The following is a 17,228-nucleotide window of genomic DNA, read 5'->3' as shown; positions in this document are numbered from 1 at the left end:
TCAGAACGCGAATTTCAACAGCAAAATAAAGCCGGCCACGGCAACCAGTCCATGAAGCAGGGCCAGCCATTTAGGTACGGAACTGGTGGTAAGGTCGCGGGCAATCAGGACGAATCCGCCGGCCGCGGCGATGGCGAATAAAATCAGGCTTGCTATGGGAGCGGGGCTGTGCTGGAACGTATAGATGATAAGCAGGATAAGCCCTATGGCTGCCAATGGCCCATGCGTGAAGGTAACGGCTTTGGGCGTTTCTTTTCCTTTCAGCACGAAGGTCAAAAGGAAAATGCCGAGCAGGGCGGCAAGTGAAAACAATACGATGGCTGCGATGATCATTGCCTGGCTCTCCAAAAATTAATGCTGATTGTTGACTTCCATTTTCGGCAGATTGATTATGGCCGGTCCTTCGATCACCTGGCCGTCAACCGTAAAACGGCTGCCGTGACAGGGGCAATCCCAGCTTTTTTCTTCCTCGTTCCAGTTGACGATGCATTTCATATGCGTGCAAACGGCTGAAACCTGGTGCAGCTCTCCGGCTTCATCCCGGTAGGCGGCGAATTTTTCGCCTTTTATTTCAACGATCTTTCCTTCATCGGGCATAATCGAGGAAAATCGCTTGGCTTCGGCCTGATAAGGCATATCCTTCATATAGTCCATGAAAACGTGAACGTTTTCTTTTATGAAGCGGCCCGCCGATTTAAGCGGATTGCGTCGATGGGGATCGTAAAGCTTCGACCAGGGGTTTTCGTTGCCCAGAATCAAATCGCTGATGATCATGGCGGCCAGTGTGCCATACGTCAGTCCGTCCGTGGCGAAGCCCGTAGCGATGTAAACGCCGGACTTCTGATTAATGGCGCCTATATAGGGCAGATAATCGGCTGATTTGTAATTCTGTGCGCTCCAGTGGTATTCGACGGATTTAACATCGAAGCGCGCTCTGATATAGGTTTCCAGGTTTTGAAAGCAGATTTCATTGTCCTTTTTGTGCCCGACTTTATGCGGCTCGCCTAGAACAAGCAGATAGTTTTCGCCGCTTCTGCTGGTGTAGGAGCGTATGGAATGGTGACTGGTCCCGAGAATTGTCCAGAAAATGCCTTCGGGATAATTGCCTGAGTTCAGTTTTACGGCAATCGCATATTCCCTGTATGGCCCTAACAGGGCGTGAACGACCTTGACGCCTTTCGGCGAGTGCGTCGCATGGATGACCTTGCCCGCCGTTACCGTTCCGTTTGCCGTGTATAGAATATTCGGCGAGCCTTCTTGAATGCGGATGACCGGGGTGTGTTCGAATATCGCACAGCCCGCCTTCCGAGCCTGCGCGGCCAGTGCCTTTGCATACTGCATGGGATTGAACTGCGCCTGGTTCTCAATGCGAAGGGCGGCGCTGATAGTGAAAGGCAAGGGCGCAGCGGAATCTACATAAGCCTCCAGGCCGGCATCCAGGCAGGCTTCATATTCCTTTTGCAGGCTGCTGGTGTCGTCTTGAGTTTCCGATATTAAACGCCAGGGCCTTCTGTGAAAGTCGCAAGCAATAGCGAATTCATGAACTGTGTTTTCTATCTGTTCTATAGCGGCGGTCCGGGACGCGACGACGGCACGCATCGTTTCCGTGTCAAACTTGGACCGGACTTTCTGGAGCTGCTCTCCAACAATGGAATAAAGATTGCCGGTAGAAAAACCGGTCGTGCCGCCGCCGACCTGCAACGCTTCAAGCACTGCGACACTTTTACCGGCCTTCGCCAGTAAATGCCCGGCCGTTAGGCCGGTAATGCCGCCTCCGACAATGGCGACGTCTACATTCCAATTTTCCTGCAGGGAGTCGTAAGAGCTTGCTTCGGCATCGTCTTTCCAAAGGGAAGTCTTTTTCATAAATACCTCTGTCCATGACCAAATCAGGGAAAATTTACTGGGAGTTTACCGGTTAAATAAGTGCTGTATATGATAAAAGTCAGAGGAAGTAGATTGCTCAAATTAACCGCGAACGACTGCAGGGATGCAGGAGGTAGAGCAACGCAGGAGCAGTTGCCGACGACTGCAGGGATGCAGGAGGTAGGTAGAAAACCGCTCCATGCGTTTTCGACATTCGCCACATCCTTGTGGCTTAGCAACGCAGGAGCGGTTGTCGAGCACATGAAGCTCTGTAGGGTCGAATTCATTCGACCCGAGACGCCTTGTTAGTCATTCAGTGCGAATGAATTCGCACCTACAAGCTGATGTTACGCGGATAAGTGGCCCCTGCGTCAAATGCTCGCCTGTAGGGTCGAATTCATTCGACCCGAGACGTATTGTTAGTCATTGAGTGCGAATACCCAAAGGGCACAAGTACCCAAAGGGCATAAATGAATTCGCACCTACGCGAGCATTGGGTCGCTTTCGGTAAAGGAGGCTCAGAAACTGTAGTGCCCGGGAACGGCAAACGGCATGAAAAAGCTGCCCGTGCGTAGCATCAGTTAAGAATCCGCGAACAAATGTCCCCAGCCCAGCTCTGTAATGACACGGCTGTAAACCGGATCGAGGGGAGCCTTGATATTCATCTCCGCACCGGAGTAGGGATGGGTAAACGCCAGGCCGGTTGCCGCCAGCAACAGTTGATGGCAGTTGAAATGCGCTCTGAAAAAATCGTTATGACGGCCATCGCCATGCGTTGTGTCGCCGACGATGGGATGGAAGATATGCTTCATGTGCCGCCTGATCTGATGCTTGCGCCCGGTTTCGGGCGATAGTTGCAGCAGGGAATAACGGCAGCTCGGGTAGCGCCCCACCGCATGGGGCAACTCGACTGTCGCCAGGCGCCGGTAACGGGTCACGGCGGTCTGGGCTTGCTTGTCCGGGTCGGCTTTGGCATCGGTCATCTTGTCCAGCTCTTCCTTCAGCGGGTAATCGATGGTGTCGGTTTCAGCGGTATGTCCACGCACGACGGCCAGATAGGTTTTCCTGATGCTATCGCCCATGAATACGGCCATCATTTGTCTTGCCGCCTCGGGATTCAGTGCGAACAGCAGTACCCCTGCGGTAGGTTTATCGAGCCGGTGCACCGGAAACACTCGGCGGCCGAGCTGATCGCGCAGCATTTGCACGGCAAAACGGGTTTCATGCCGGTCGATATCGGAGCGATGCACGAGCAGGCCGGCCGGCTTGTCGACGGCGACGAAATGGTCATCCTGGTACAGAATTTTCATAAAATAAAATCGATAACTCGGTTCAAATCTGAGGAAAGCAGCCGCAATTTATGGAGGCGGGGCAGTTTTTTGATGGCGATTTCGCGTTTGCTGGCGGAGCTGCGGTCATGCCCGGTTTCAACATAAACCAACTCCTTGGGCTGGCGTCCGCGAAAATATTTGGCGCCCAGGCCGCAGGCATGATCATGAAAGCGCCTTTGGACATCATTGGTGATGCCCGTGTAGAGCGAGCCGTCACTGCAACGGATGATATAGACGGACCAGGGCATCAGACGACGGTGTCGAAGAGAGCGCCGGCGCCTGCCGTCAGGCCCATGGCCAACGCGCCCCAGAACGTGACGCGGCAAGCGCCCTTGAGCCGGCTTGAACCGCCGGTGTGGGCGGCGAGCAGGCCGAGCAGGGCAAGGGACAGCAGCGATGCTGTTATTACCGATGCCATCAAATAAGCGGCAGGGGCAATCAGTACGATCAGCAGCGGTAAAAGCGCGCCAACGGCAAACGTGGCGGCCGACGTCAACGCGGCCTGAACCGGACGGGCATTCACGGTCGCCGAGATGCCCAGTTCGTCGCGGGCATGGGCCTCCAGAGCATTGTGATGCATCAGTTGTTCGGCAACCTGTTCGGCCAGGACTGGCTCCAGTCCCCGTTGGACATAAATAGCCGCCAGTTCTTTTTTCTCATGGGGCTCATCATCATAGAGTTCTCTGCGCTCGCGGGCCAGGTCGGCTTTTTCGGTATCGGCCTGGGAGCTGACCGACACGTATTCGCCCGCCGCCATCGACATGGCGCCGGCCATCAGTCCCGCCACGCCGGCCAATACGATCTCGTTATGGGGCGCATTGGAGGCAGCAATGCCGGCGATCAGACTCGCGGTCGATACGATACCGTCGTTGGCACCCAGAACAGCGGCGCGCAGCCAGCCGATGCGATGGGTGCGATGCGTTTCGGGGTGGTGGCTGGGCATGGTCTATCCTTGGATAAAAAGTTGAATCAACGTGGTAAAGTAATGACTTAAGCCGAAAGTCTGTCTGTTTACCACAAAGAACATGAGGAACTGAAGGACATGAACTGCATAACTTTTCAAAATATGTCGATTTACAACGGCTCTAAAGGTACGCGATGCGTACCCTACGACTCCTGCATAAGTCCCGGGGATGGGGCGCATGCAGGGAAATGACGGGATCATTTTCTGGCCGTGCAGTCGTGGCTTACAGGGTTACAACGGTCAAGCCAGGGGCAAAACGACTTCCACGCAATGTCCGCCCAGGTCGTCGGATTGGCGAAGTTTCAGTTGTCCGCCATGCTGTTGAGCGATCAATCGCGCCGTGGTCAGGCCCAGGAGATAACCGCTGGTGGCCTGATCCAGCACGATGTTCTGCTGGGCAAGATCGATCATGCCGGTTTCTGAAATGCCCGGCCCGTCATCTTCAATACTCAGGTGAATAGTCTGATCGATTTCAACGCTTAGCCTGACTTTGGATTGAGCCCATTTGCAGGCATTTTTGAGCAGGTTGCCGGACAACTCCAGCATGTCTTCACTGCCAGTCAATAAGACGTCGGTTTGCGGCATGATAAAGGTGATGTCCAGATTCTTTTCCTGATACATGCTTTCCAGGACGTTGATCAGGGTCAATATTTCCCGCTCAATATCGCTTCCTATAATCGATGGGTCCGGGTCGACCCAGAAAGCTGACTCAAATACGTGCTCCGCATCGGCATTTTGCGCCTGCAATGAATGATATGTGTCAGGCCCGGATTGTCCGGTCTTTTCGTCAGGCAATTGCTGTAGCTCGGCTACAGGCGGTTTTATCACGTGTTTCAGCGCGTTAAGATAATTGTGCGAGAGTTGCACGGGTTGCTGTTCCTGCGCATCCAGCCCATCCAGCAACCAGTTGATTGCTTCGACCAGTGGCGACACTTCCTTGGGCACGTCGGTATCGAGCCGGTCTACTTCGCCTTGTTCCAGCGCATTGACCTGCCGCTTTATGCGTTTAAAAGGTTGAAATACGCTATTAAGAATAATGATCTGCACGATGATCAGCAGCAGTAGCATAACCAGTGCAATCAACATGAACCGGGATTGAAACGGCTTGATGAACGCCAGTGTCGGCGACAGATCTTCAGCGACTGCAACGACAAGGGGCCGGTCGTGCCTGTTGTAACCGTAGGCCATGACCAGCAAGGATTGCTGTCGTGGGCCGGACAGATAAAGCCGGCGCTTTTCGCCTTCGGCCAAGTCCGGAATAGCCAGCTCCATGTCCCATAGTGAACGTGAGCGTATCACTTCGCCATCGCTGTGCAGCTGATAATATTGTCCTGAAAAAGGTTGCAGGTAGGTTGGGCTGGTTTGTTTCGTTTCCAGCGTGATTTTTCCCGTTTTATCGGCCTGGGTTGCAGCCAGCACGCTTTCGGCTTCTTGCGCCAGATGCGATACCACATGTTTTTCGGCTATGTCCTGCATGGTGCTGTCGGTCAGCCACCATAAAGTTGGAAATATAATGATTAAGCTAATCACTAAAGCAACGCTGAGGCGTCGTTGCAATGATTTCATGCAAATTGTTCCTTCAATTTATTCAAATCCTGTTATGTTCGGTTTGTAGCGGTCGCATTTTTTTAGAGCTCTTTTTTTTCGCTAATAGTAATGGGTCGGATTGTATCAGTTGTCCGGATTGCGCGTTAATGGTTAATGTTTGCACGATACCGTCTCTGTCGGCGATGTCTATTTTATAGAAGATCAGCTTGTTTTTTGTTTCCAGTTTGATATCCATAACCGGCCCCGGATAGTGTTCGGCATACAGGTCCAGAATGCTTTCAAGCGGTTGCACGATGCCGTCATCGAGCAGTTTTTTGGCTTGATCATGATCGTTCAAAGGCATGCTCATGGCTATGGAATTATCGCACAGCACTACGAACATAAAGCCGAATAACAGCAGTTTTCGCAAGCAGTGGAAAACTCCCGGCAAATAAAAATGATGGCTCGCCTGCAGGTGGTTAACGGGCCGTTGCCGAGAGTGCGGGGTATTAGGGGATAAAATGGTCGTTATCATTGTTCAGCCCAATCTCATTAAAGTTAACGGTATTCTCTCTGGTAAAGTTTGTAAACTCGCTGTACTAAAAATCGGAAAGCATTTTCGGTGCCATCGCTGCCCGTAACGCATTCAATACTGCAATGACATCAATTATCTCCTGGGTAATGGCGCCGGCGACCGGCGTCAGATAGCCCATTCCAGCCGCTATCATACCAATTACGCTAAGCGACATGCCACCAATGGCGCTTTGCAGTGCGATAGCGCGCATGCGCTCGCCGATATGAAAAAGCTCGTCGACTTTCAGCAGAGAGCTGTCCATGATCACGGCATCGGCGGACTCGCCGGTAATATCGCTGTTCTGGCCGAAGGCGATGCCTATGGTCGCGGCAGTCAAGGCAGGCGCGTCGTTGATGCCGTCGCCCAGAAATACGGTTTTAGCGGCTTTGGTTTCCTGGCGTACGATGTCCAGCTTCTGAATAGGACTCTGCCCGAAGTAAACATGTTCAATACCGACCTGTTCAGCCAGATAGCGGACTTCCGATTCCCGATCACCCGAGACCAGCATGACCCGGTCAAACAGATGGCTGGGCCGCAGGTGGTTGATAAAGGATGAACTGTCGGCGCGCACTTCATCGCGAAATTGCAGCGTGGCTGCGTAAGCGTCATCAATCAATACGACGCATTCCAGGCCGCCGCAGACAGGCGGCAAATAAGCCGTCGGCTGAAGGGCAAGAAATTTCTGCCGGCTGGTGATCTGGACTCGTTTTCCGTCCACTTCGCCTCTCAGACCCTCGCCAGGCAATTCCGTGATATTGCTGACATTTAACAAGGGCAAAGCGGATTTTTCGGCCGCTTTGAGAATGGCGCTCGATAACGGGTGCTTGGAGTAGCGCTCCAGGCTGGCAATCAAGGTCAGCACGTCCTGTTCGTCATGGCCGTTGCCGGGAATCAGGGCGGTCAGCGCCGGGCGGCCGTATGTCAGCGTGCCGGTTTTATCGAAAATCGCCGTGCGGCAGGTGCCCAGAGTCTCCAGAATGGCCGGATTCTTGATGATGATCTCGCGCCGCGCCGCCAGTGAAATGGAGCTGATGATCGTGACCGGGATGCCGATCAGCAAAGGGCAGGGGGTGGCGATGACCAGCACGGCCAGAAAGCGGACCACGTCGCCGCTGACCAGCCAGGCCAGCAGCGCGATCGCAACCGCCACCGGCGTGTAAATCGCACCCAGCTGGTCGCCCAGGCGTCTGAGCTTGGGGCGGTGCTGCTCGGATGAACGCATGACTTCCATGATCTTGGCATAGCGTGAGTCGACGGCAAGCTTGTCGGCGCGGATGGTCAGTGCCGTATGGCCATTGACGGCGCCGGACAGCACTTGAGAACCACGGACTTTCGACATCATGTACGGTTCGCCGGTCAGATAGGATTCGTCCATCGTGCCGGCGCCTTCCAATACCGTGCCGTCGACGGGACAGATTTCATGCGGCAGAATCAGCAAGGTGTCGCCGATAACGACTTGCTCGGTGGTAATATCGGTGACTGTAGTATCGGCCGATTTGCGGTGCGCGACGGACGGCATGCGCTTGGCGAGCGCTTCCAGCACCGAAGAGGCCCGGCGGACGGCGTAGGACTCCAGCACCGCGCCGCCGGCCAGCATCAGCACGACCAGGCTGCCGGCCAGATATTCATGCAGCAGGACGGCCGTGACAATGGAAACGCCGGCCAGCAGATCGGCGCCCAGGTCGCGCTGGAGCAGCTTGGCGATCAGTTGATAAAGCAATGGCACGCCGCCCAGTATCAGAACGGCGATCAGCGGCAGTTCTACCTGCGAGATGCGAAAACTGAATTGCCCGGAGACTAGGCCGGTGTCCGGCGCCGTCAGTGAGCCACTGCCAGACAGGGTATAAATCCCGTGGCCTGTATCGAGCGCGTAGCGCAATACCAGATAAGCGCCGATGCCGAGCAGGCTCAAAACGGAAATGAGGGTTTCCGATCTTGAGGTTGCTTGTTGGGTGTGGGCCATTTTTTTAGTTTGAGTGAAAATCAATATCCTCGGACTTTTTGTCTGATGGACGCTTGTAGCCATGAATCATAGCTTTTACCAGGCTTTCACGGTGTATGTAGCTTCCAATGGCGACACCTAGTATATGCACAACGACCAGCAGCAGCGTGAAGTTGGCTAAAAATTCATGGATTTCTTCCCATAATTTTTCATGACTAGGGCCAATTCCGGCCAAAGGGCCCGCTCCCTGATCGGCTCCATAAACCGCAAAACCCGAAATAACGGTCAGCAGCAAACTGACCAGCAAAAGCACGATCATGAGCGCTCCGGCCGGATTATGGCCCAGGTAGCGCCTGGACTTCAATGCTATTACGTCTTTGATATAGCTGATCGATTGAGCGGGACTGCAAATAAAATTTGAAAATCTGGCATATTCATTACCGATGAATCCCCAAATCAATCTGAAAATCAGTAATCCAAAAACCAGATAACCGGCCCACACATGCTGGGCCAGGAAATCATCCTCTGTCAGATAGGCGATAAAGAAAGCCACGACCAGCAGCCAGTGAAAAATTCTTACAGGCAGATCCCAGACTTTAACTAGTTCTTGCGTATTCATGCTTTTCTCCACAAGTTTAGAGCGATTGCTGCATCCAGGTTATCTGAAATGAAACTGGATTTTGTGATAAGACTCAATAAGATCGTAAAAAAATAAATCAAAGGGTTTTAAATTGATGCTGCGCAATAGCTCAGGGATTTCTACCACAAAAAGCGCGCGTAACAAGTCCTTTAAATATACATCTTGGTAGTCCGTCCGGTTTCATCATGCAGATTGATCGTCTGAACTACGTTTAAATCATTGAGCAGCTTTTCAAACTCAACAGCCGGCAATGGTTTTGAGAACAGATAGCCCTGCCCGTAGTCACAGCCGACGGCGGTCAGCAGATTGCGCTGCTGCACCGTTTCCACGCCTTCCGCGATCACCTTGATGCCGAGTTTATGGGCCATGACGATAATCGCCTCGCAGAGCGCCATGTCGTCGGAACCGGGCGCCAGGTTGCTGACAAAGGACCGGTCGATCTTGAGGTAATCGATGTCGAATTTTTTCAGGTAGGACAGCGACGAGTAACCGGTGCCGAAATCGTCCAGGGCGACTTGCATACCGGCATCGCGGAATTCGAGCAATTGATCGGTGATGGCCGTGTTCGCATCCAGCAATAACCCTTCGGTGATTTCGACAACAATGCTTTGGCCAGTCAGGCCCTGTTGCTGCAGGTAATCGAACCAGGCGGCATGGTTGTTGCTTTCATTATGGAACTGGATGGGCGATTTATTGATGCTGATCTGGAAATCCGCATGGTGCCGTTCTCGCCAGTGTTTGACCTGACAGGCGGCCTCGCGAAAGACCCAGTCGCCGATGTCGATAATCAGGCCGGTTTCCTCGGCGATCGTGATGAACTCGAAAGGGCTGACCATGCCACGAGTCGGATGCTGCCAGCGAATCAGCGCCTCGGCCTTATGGATGACGCCGGTTGCCAGTTCCACGATCGGCTGATACACCAGGCTGAACTGGTTGGCTTCGAGTGCGCCGCGCAAATCGTTGGCCAGCCGCATGCGGTTCTGTGCCGCCTCCTGCATGGACGGAATGAAATAGTTGTAGCGATTGCGGCCCTGATTCTTGGACGCATACATGGCCTGGTCGGCATTCTTGAGCAGCGTATCGCTGCTGGCACCGTCGTTCGGATAGAGGGTGATGCCGATGCTGGCCGAGACATAAGCCACTTCGTCTCTTAGCTGAAACGGTTCAGCCAGTTTCTTGAGAATAGTATGCACGACGCGTTCGATGATGCCGGCATCGTCCAGTTCGTTCAGAATAATCGTGAACTCATCGCCGCCCAGACGGGCCACGGTATCGGTTTCGCGCACGCAACGACGCAGGCGCTGTGCCGCATCGATCAGCAAAATGTCGCCCATGTCATGGCCCAGGGTGTCATTGACTTCCTTGAAGCGGTCGAGGTCCAGAAATATCACCGCCAGCGGTCGGCACGTATGGCGGGATTGCTTGCATGCCTGTTCCAGACGGTCATGCATCATGCGCCGGTTTGGCAGGCCGGTCAGCGGATCGAAATTGGCCTGCTGCCAGATCAATGCTTCGGCCTCTTTTCGCTTGGTGATGTCGCGTGTGATCGATAATTGGACGAGTTTATCGCCCGATTTGCCCGAAAAAGGCACGGCATGGGTCTCCATCCACCGGCGCGTGCCCTGCAAGCCGATGATCTCGAATTCAAGCGTGCATTTTTGTCCCTGGCAGACCTGCTCGTTTAACTCCCGAAAGGCATCCAGGTGCTCGGGGGCAATAACGGAATAGAGATTCTGCCCGATAACGCTGGTCTCATCCTCCGCCTCGATCATTTTGAGACCGGCTGCATTCATGGACAGCAGTATGCCATCGCGGTCGATTATCTTCACGCATTCAGGGGATGTTTCAATGATGGTGCGCAAATATCGCGAACTCTCGCGTAGCGCATCGCTGGCCAATTGTCTCTCGATCGCAATGCCCGCCAGCTTGGCGGACTGTTCGATCAGGTCGATTTCCTTGGCAAGCGGCGCCTTGGCTACGCGATGATAGACGGCAAAGGTGCCGAGCACCTTGCCGTCAGAGGCCTTGATGGGAACCGACCAGCAGGCATGCAGGTCGGCTCTGGCGGCCAGTTTCTTAAACGGTTGCCAGTAGGGATGAGAGGCAATATCCTCGACAATGACATTCCGGCCTGTAAAGGCCGCGGTGCCGCAAGAACCTACGCCCATGCCAATGGCCAGGCCATGAATGGCGGCGTTATAAAAATCCGGCAAGCTGGGCGCAGCCCCCGTCAGTAGATGTTTGCCCTCGTCATCCAGCAGCAGAATTGAGCACAGTAGGGTGGGGTTTTGCGATTCCATGTGCAGCGCCAGGGCGCCCAGTATCTCCGGCAGCGGCAGGCTTTTTGACACCAATTCCAGCACATGACTGCGCGATCGATTGCCCATTTCCACTTGCTTGCGTTCGGTAATGTCGGTTTGCGTGCCGATCATGCGCAGCGGCTTGCCGGCGGCATCGCGGCTGACCACCATGCCGCGCGTCAGCAGCCATCGCCAGCCAACATCCCGATACCGGGCGCGGTGCTCATTGTTGAAAGCGGGAGTCGCGCCGTCCAAATGCGCGTGCAGGTCTTTCATCAGGCGGGCATAGTCCTCCGGATGGATAGTCGATCTCCAGTGCCGGTATTGGTTCTCTCGCTCCTTGTCGGTAAATCCCAATATTTCATGGCAGCGCTCGGAGAAGAAAACTTCGCCGGCCTGGACATTCCAGTCCCATACGCCATCGCCGGCGCCTTCCAGGGCAAATTTCCAGCGCTCTTCGCTGGTGCGCAGCGCAGCTTCGCTTTGCCGGCTCCTGGAAATGGTCAAAGCCTGCGTCATGCCGACTATCGTCAGCATTAACAGGTAGAGCCAAAGACTGCTCAGGTTCGATTGAGCGATATCCATGGAAAAATAGCCGGTCTCGTGTATTGCGCCCAGCAGCGCTTGCGACGCCGTCATGCCGATGACCAGTAGAACGCCGTGGCGGCCGAAACGCGCAGCGCTCCAGGTGATGAAAGGGAATATCAGAAAGCCCTTGGCAAAATCGCCCAGGATGTGATGAAACCAGTTCATAAAGACAATCTGGCCAACGATAAAAGACAAGCCGAAACAACACGCGATTTCCAGCGTGCGACGCCACTGGAGCCAGCCGTGAGGCGCCTTGCGCCATATCAGGATCAGCGGCGTTACCAGAATGATGCCGAGCATATCGCCCATCCACCAATGCAGCAGGTTTGGCATCATTGTTTGCTGTGCCAGTATCCCGGTCAGCAGTAAAGTCGTTACGCCAGTCAATGCGCTCACGCAGGCGCCGGCGGAAGCCGTCAGAATCAGCCAAAGATAATCCCGGGGATGAGCCAGTGCAGAATCGAAGCGGCCCGGACGAGACAGTAGCCAAAGACAGGCAAGCGTCTCCAGCGTATTGCCGGACGCAATGGCGAAGGATATCCAGGCAGAGCCGCTCCCCACCATGCTGCCGGTGAAGGCACCGATAAAAATGCCGGGCCAGTATTTCTTGCCGCCTATCAGTAGCGCGGCGAGCGCCAGGCCACTGGGCGGCCATATGACAGAGATCACGCCATTGACTGAAAATAAATGAAGCATGGTGATGGCAAGCAGCGCGTATACAAACGCCAGGCCAATAAATCCGGTTAAATCAGGCCGGCGATAAATCAGTAATCCATTCAAAACACTTTACCCGCGAGTGCGTTATCGATGGCGGTAAGTTTAGCAAATGCCGAAATGCCGGGCTAAACAAAAAACTGCAAAATGGAAAGGTTATTTAGAGGGGGGGTCAGCCGGCGGCAAGCAGCTTTTCAAACTCAACAGCCGGCAATGGTTTTGAGAACAGATAACCCTGCCCATAGTCACAGCCGACGGTACTCAGCAGATTGCGCTGCTGCACCGTTTCCACGCCTTCCGCGATCACCTTGATGCCGAGTTTATGGGCCATGACGATAATCGCCTCGCAGAGCGCCATGTCGTCGGAGCCGGGCGCCAGGTTGCTGACAAAGGACCGGTCGATCTTGAGGTAATCGATGTCGAATTTTTTCAGGTAGGACAGCGATGAGTAACCGGTGCCGAAATCGTCCAGAGCAACTTGTACGCCGGCATCGCGGAAATCGAGCAATTGATCGGTGATGGTCGTGCTCGCATCCAGCAATAACCCTTCGGTGATTTCGACGACAATGCTTTGGCCGGACAGTCCTTGTTGCCGCATATGTTCGAACCAGGCGGCATGGCTGTTGCTCTTGTTATGGAACTGGATGGGCGATTTATTGATGCTGATCTGGAAATCCGCATGGTGCCGTTCTCGCCAGTGTTTGACCTGGCAGGCGGTCTCGCGGAAGACCCAGTCGCCGATGTCGATAATCAGGCCGGTTTCCTCGGCGATCGTGATGAATTCGGTCGGACTGACTTCGCCGCGGTTGGGATGCTGCCAGCGAATCAGCGCCTCGGCCTTATGGATGACGCCGGTCGCCAGTTCCACGATCGGCTGATATACCAGGCTGAACTGGTCGGCTTCGAGTGCGCCGCGCAAATCGTTGGCCAGCCGCATGCGGTTCTGTGCCGCCTCCTGCATGGACGGAATGAAATAGTTGTAGCGGTTGCGGCCCTGGTTCTTGGACGCATACATGGCCTGGTCGGCATTCTTGAGCAATGTTTCGATGTTGGCGCCGTCGTTCGGATAGAGGGTGATGCCGATGCTGGCCGAGACATAAGCCACTTCGCGCTTCAAATGGAACGGTTCAGCCAGTTCTTTCAGGATGTCCTGGGCGATGCGTTCCACATTGGCGGGATCATGGAGTTCGCTCAGAATAATCGTGAACTCATCGCCGCCCAGACGGGCCACGGTATCGGTTCCGCGTACACAGCTGCTCAGGCGTCGGGCGCCTTCCTTGAGCAGGATGTCGCCCATGTCATGGCCCAGGGTGTCATTGACTTCCTTGAAACGGTCGAGGTCCAGAAGCATCAATGCCATCGGCAGGCCGGTGCGATGGCTTTTCTTGATGTCCTGTTCCAGGCGATCCTGAAACAGGCAACGGTTTGGCAGGCCGGTCAGCGGATCGAAATTGGCCTGCTGCCAGATGGTTTGTTCGGCCAGTTTCTGATCCGTGATATCCGAGAAGATGGCGATGCGCTGCTGTACTTCACCGTCGCTGTCATAAATCGTGTTGATCATCAACCATTCGAAGTATTCTTCGCCATTTTTACGCAGGTTCCAGACCTGACCCTGCCAGCGGCCGGTCTTTTCCAGCATATGCCACATATCCCGATAAAAGGCGGCATCATGCCGGCCGGACTTGAGCAGTTTGGTGGACCGGCCGATCGCTTCCTGCTCGGTATAACCGGTCAGCTGCGTAAAAGCGGGATTGATGGCGATAATGCGGTTGGAAGGGTCGGCGACCATGATGGCTTCGCCGATGGCCCGATAGATCATGGCCGAAAGCTGCAGTTTCTGCTCGAAGTGTTTGCGTTCGGTAATATCGATAATGCTGGCAATGACGTTCAGTCGATTATCCAGCTCGACCGGGCTCAGGCTGATCTCGATGGGAAACTCTGTGCCGTTCTTGCGGATGGCGGATAGCCGGTTATTGATATCTGTTGACCGCGGGTGAGGGATACGCATGAATTCGGCACTATGGCCGGCGCTGGCGAACATCGGCACCAGCATGTCAACGTTAAGGCCGATCAGTTCGGAGATGGGGTAAGCGAAGACTTGTGCGGCGACCTGGTTGGCGAACAGAATGATACCGTCATTGTCCACCAGAAGCATGCACTCCGGTGACGCCTCCAGGATGGTATGAACCTGTGACCACTGCATCTGCTTGCGTTTGCTGATATCTCTGTGCGTACCGATCATGCGCAGCGGCTTGCCGGCGGCATCGCGGCTGACTACCATGCCGCGCGTGACCAGCCATTTCCAGTTATTATTCGGGTACCGAATGCGGTGCTCACTGATAAAAGAGGTGGTCCGTCCTTCCAGACAGGCTTGCAGGTCGCTCATCAGACGCTCATAGTCGGCAGGGTTTGTGATTGATTTCCAGTCCTGGTCGCTGCTTTTCTGTTCATCCAGAGGAAAGTTGAGTATTTCCTTGCAACGCGGAGAAAGAAAGATTTCATGCGTTTGCAGGTTCCAGTCCCATACGCCGTCGCCGGCGCCTTCCAGTGCGAATTTCCAGCGTTCCTTGCTGACGCGCAGCTCGTTTTCGGCCTGGGTGCGTGCCGTGATAATTAATGCCAGAGCCATGCCGACTACCGTCAATTCGAGGATATAGATCCATAAATTGACCAGCCCGGTTTGCGCGATGTCCGCATCAAAATAACCGATGCCGTTTACCGCGCCCAGCAGCGCCTGCAATGCCGTCATGCCGATGATTAGCAGAGCGCCGTGCCGGCCGAACCGCACAGCGCTCCAGGCGACGAAGAGGAACATAATAAAGCCGTTGGCGAAGTTGCCCAAGGCGTCAATGAACCAGTCAAGAAAGATGAACTGGCCTGCCAAAAAAGCCAGGCCGAAGCAGGCTAGGGTTTCAAATATGCGTTGGTGCTTAAACCAGTCAGAGGGTGTTTGTCGCCATACCAGTAGCAATGGCGTCACCAGGATAATGCCCAGCGTGTTGCCCATCCACCAGTGCAGCAGACTGTCCGGTATCATTCGTGCCGTGATAATGCCGGCCTGCCAGAATGCCGCGACACCGATCAGCGACGCTACAACGGCGGCAATGGCTCCGGCAAGCGCCAGCCAGTAATAATCGCACGGATGCATCAATGCCGGATCGAATCGATGCGGAGCCCATCGTTTCCAGGCGGATTCTTGCCTGAGTATCCAGACTGCCAGCAAGGGTTCGATGGTATTGCTCAACGCGGTGAATATCGACGGCAGCATGGCATTTCCGAGTGCGAGTCGGGCGAGCAGGGAGCCAGTCAATAAGGCCGGCCAGTATTTCAGGCCACCGATCAATAGCGCGGCCAATCCTATACCGGCAGGGATCCAGATAATGGAAATGGTTGTTGCATCGGTAGTCAAATAGGTCAGGACGATGGTTACCGTCAGCGCATAAACCAGCGTTAAACTGATCAATTGGGCCAAATCAGACCAGCGATAACCCCGTAATTGATTCAGGATGCTTTTACCTGTAAATACTTGGGCAAGGAAAGATTTCACGGATTGCCAATGAAGGTTGAAGAACTGTTAAAAAACGTCCCATATTGTCTATCTTCCGGACCAACAAGCAGACCGGCGAGGGCAGTGTATCGCTCCGCTTGCTTCATGCCGTCAGCAATATATTCGTGCCGAGGTTGCACGCTCTCATGCATGTTGTACCCGCCATGCTTTTGGTGATTGCACAATTGCTTTTAAAGCTGAAAGCATCGCCATTGATGATAGAGTCGAAATGGATATGAGGTGCTTGATTTTGATGCAGGGCATGACGTGACGCATGACAGTCAGAGCGGTTTCTCTTTTATCAATAGCAAACGGCGACATAGACCTTTGTCCGTCGCCATCTGTTTTATAATTCTTTTCATCAATTAAAGCCATACTGATGGCGTTCAATAAGAACGCAACCACAAACAGGTGCATGTGCATTATGGCCGAAATGCTGTGTTTCTTAATTTGTAAGCATTTACGGACGCGAAGTGTAACAAATATTCTCGATACTTCCTAAAATAACTGCACTGTAGAAACATCTATCTGTCGATATATCGTCTCTGGATTCGGCCAGCCTATGAAAAGTTGGAAAGTTAGGTTCAGGCGGGTAATATACGCGGGCTTCGCTATTCAAAATAGCTGGCTCCATCGTATTGGGCTTTTATTGTTTTTCTTTAACTTGCGGTGTCCATTTCTTTTTATGGAAGTGCTTTAAAAAAAATACGACCCAGCACCGGCACTACCAGGTTCATATTTTTACTTACAGGTCATATAAATGCGTAAATATCTTTTAAACCTCTGTTTTTTAGTTCTGGCTACGCCTGTTTTCGCCGCCGATCCTTCGGTTGCGGCTGAAGAAGCTCTTCCCGAAAAAATAATGGCAGAGATTCAAAAACGGCATCCGAATGCCGCGGGTATCAAGGCTGAACAAAAAACACATTTTGGTCAGGACGTGTATGAGGTCCATTTTAAAGACGGTGAGAGCGAGCAAATCGAACTTTATAGAAAAGACGGACATTTTTATGTCAGCGGCGAAAAAATCGATTCCTCGAACCTGATGCCCGATCCCGTTAATGACAATCTTAAATCGGCTTTTACAAAGTTTGAAATTAAAGAGGCCATATTAATCGTCAATCCTAATGGTCCGGGTGAGGAATATGATTTGTCCGTAGTCTCTGGCAATCAGACCTGGAGCGTTACGGTCGACAACAAAGGCAATATCATCAAAAAAGAACGAGAAGAATAATAAA

13 protein-coding genes are annotated in these 17,228 nt (G+C 53.5%); 1 reads left to right on the top strand and 12 read right to left on the bottom strand.

Features of this window, described 5'->3' with window-relative positions:
- The 12 genes from METLU_RS0109290 to METLU_RS0109230 all read right to left on the bottom strand — a co-directional run bounded on the left by METLU_RS0109290 (position 1) and on the right by METLU_RS0109230 (position 16,416).
- On the bottom strand, positions 1 to 333 hold the full coding sequence (locus METLU_RS0109290) for a hypothetical protein (RefSeq protein ID WP_027157970.1): 333 nt from the start codon (positions 331 to 333) through the stop codon (positions 1 to 3).
- An 18-nt stretch (positions 334 to 351) separates the two neighbouring features.
- Positions 352 to 1,866, bottom strand: a complete 1,515-nt coding sequence (locus tag METLU_RS0109285; protein WP_027157969.1) for an FAD-dependent oxidoreductase — start codon at positions 1,864 to 1,866, stop codon at positions 352 to 354.
- Between the two features lie 581 nt (positions 1,867 to 2,447).
- Positions 2,448 to 3,176, bottom strand: a complete 729-nt coding sequence (gene truC / locus METLU_RS0109280; protein WP_027157968.1) for a tRNA pseudouridine(65) synthase TruC — start codon at positions 3,174 to 3,176, stop codon at positions 2,448 to 2,450.
- Complete coding sequence (locus METLU_RS0109275; RefSeq protein ID WP_027157967.1) at positions 3,173 to 3,445, bottom strand: GIY-YIG nuclease family protein; 273 nt, start codon at positions 3,443 to 3,445, stop codon at positions 3,173 to 3,175. Before METLU_RS0109275 ends, truC begins: the two co-directional genes overlap by 4 nt.
- A complete protein-coding gene (locus METLU_RS0109270; protein ID WP_027157966.1) occupies positions 3,445 to 4,140 on the bottom strand; it encodes a VIT1/CCC1 transporter family protein in 696 nt (231 codons plus the stop codon). Before METLU_RS0109270 ends, METLU_RS0109275 begins: the two co-directional genes overlap by 1 nt.
- Before the next feature lie 261 nt (positions 4,141 to 4,401).
- Entirely contained in the window at positions 4,402 to 5,727 is a 1,326-nt protein-coding gene (locus METLU_RS0109265; RefSeq protein ID WP_027157965.1) for an ATP-binding protein, read from the bottom strand.
- 22 nt (positions 5,728 to 5,749) lie between these two features.
- Complete coding sequence (locus METLU_RS0109260; protein ID WP_027157964.1) at positions 5,750 to 6,223, bottom strand: PepSY domain-containing protein; 474 nt, start codon at positions 6,221 to 6,223, stop codon at positions 5,750 to 5,752.
- Between the two features lie 64 nt (positions 6,224 to 6,287).
- The gene (locus tag METLU_RS0109255) at positions 6,288 to 8,225 is read right to left on the bottom strand and encodes a heavy metal translocating P-type ATPase (RefSeq protein ID WP_027157963.1); all 1,938 of its coding nucleotides are present in this window, start codon (positions 8,223 to 8,225) and stop codon (positions 6,288 to 6,290) included.
- 4 nt (positions 8,226 to 8,229) lie between these two features.
- Entirely contained in the window at positions 8,230 to 8,823 is a 594-nt protein-coding gene (locus METLU_RS24990; RefSeq protein ID WP_036242981.1) for a cytochrome b/b6 domain-containing protein, read from the bottom strand.
- Between the two features lie 170 nt (positions 8,824 to 8,993).
- A complete protein-coding gene (locus METLU_RS26690) occupies positions 8,994 to 12,512 on the bottom strand; it encodes a bifunctional diguanylate cyclase/phosphodiesterase (RefSeq protein ID WP_051299854.1) in 3,519 nt (1,172 codons plus the stop codon).
- A gap of 106 nt (positions 12,513 to 12,618) precedes the next feature.
- Entirely contained in the window at positions 12,619 to 15,993 is a 3,375-nt protein-coding gene (locus METLU_RS26685; RefSeq protein ID WP_051299853.1) for a bifunctional diguanylate cyclase/phosphodiesterase, read from the bottom strand.
- A gap of 144 nt (positions 15,994 to 16,137) precedes the next feature.
- A complete protein-coding gene (locus METLU_RS0109230) occupies positions 16,138 to 16,416 on the bottom strand; it encodes a hypothetical protein (RefSeq protein WP_036242980.1) in 279 nt (92 codons plus the stop codon).
- Between the two features lie 337 nt (positions 16,417 to 16,753).
- Between METLU_RS0109230 and METLU_RS0109225 the strand changes: the two genes are divergently transcribed.
- Positions 16,754 to 17,224 (top strand): hypothetical protein, encoded by a 471-nt coding sequence (locus METLU_RS0109225; RefSeq protein WP_027157961.1) that lies wholly within the window; start codon positions 16,754 to 16,756, stop codon positions 17,222 to 17,224.
- The last annotated feature ends 4 nt before the right edge of the window (positions 17,225 to 17,228 follow it).

It is taken from the genome of Methylobacter luteus IMV-B-3098 (genome assembly GCF_000427625.1).
GTDB classification, from domain to species: domain Bacteria; phylum Pseudomonadota; class Gammaproteobacteria; order Methylococcales; family Methylomonadaceae; genus Methylobacter; species Methylobacter luteus.
Note: the sequence above shows the minus strand (reverse complement) of the source record. Positions and strands in the feature narration are given on the sequence as shown.

What these genes read in the sequence shown, in the direction of transcription:
- METLU_RS0109260 (WP_027157964.1), bottom strand. Translation starts at nt 6,223, where the DNA reads ATGATAACGACCATTTTATCCCCTAATACCCCGCACTCTCGGCAACGG.
- METLU_RS0109285 (WP_027157969.1), bottom strand. Translation starts at nt 1,866, where the DNA reads ATGAAAAAGACTTCCCTTTGGAAAGACGATGCCGAAGCAAGCTCTTAC.
- METLU_RS24990 (WP_036242981.1), bottom strand. Translation starts at nt 8,823, where the DNA reads ATGAATACGCAAGAACTAGTTAAAGTCTGGGATCTGCCTGTAAGAATT.
- METLU_RS0109290 (WP_027157970.1), bottom strand. Translation starts at nt 333, where the DNA reads ATGATCATCGCAGCCATCGTATTGTTTTCACTTGCCGCCCTGCTCGGC.
- METLU_RS0109265 (WP_027157965.1), bottom strand. Translation starts at nt 5,727, where the DNA reads ATGAAATCATTGCAACGACGCCTCAGCGTTGCTTTAGTGATTAGCTTA.
- METLU_RS0109225 (WP_027157961.1), top strand. Translation starts at nt 16,754, where the DNA reads ATGCGTAAATATCTTTTAAACCTCTGTTTTTTAGTTCTGGCTACGCCT.
- METLU_RS0109230 (WP_036242980.1), bottom strand. Translation starts at nt 16,416, where the DNA reads ATGCACATGCACCTGTTTGTGGTTGCGTTCTTATTGAACGCCATCAGT.
- METLU_RS0109270 (WP_027157966.1), bottom strand. Translation starts at nt 4,140, where the DNA reads ATGCCCAGCCACCACCCCGAAACGCATCGCACCCATCGCATCGGCTGG.
- METLU_RS0109275 (WP_027157967.1), bottom strand. Translation starts at nt 3,445, where the DNA reads ATGCCCTGGTCCGTCTATATCATCCGTTGCAGTGACGGCTCGCTCTAC.
- truC (WP_027157968.1), bottom strand. Translation starts at nt 3,176, where the DNA reads ATGAAAATTCTGTACCAGGATGACCATTTCGTCGCCGTCGACAAGCCG.
- METLU_RS0109255 (WP_027157963.1), bottom strand. Translation starts at nt 8,225, where the DNA reads ATGGCCCACACCCAACAAGCAACCTCAAGATCGGAAACCCTCATTTCC.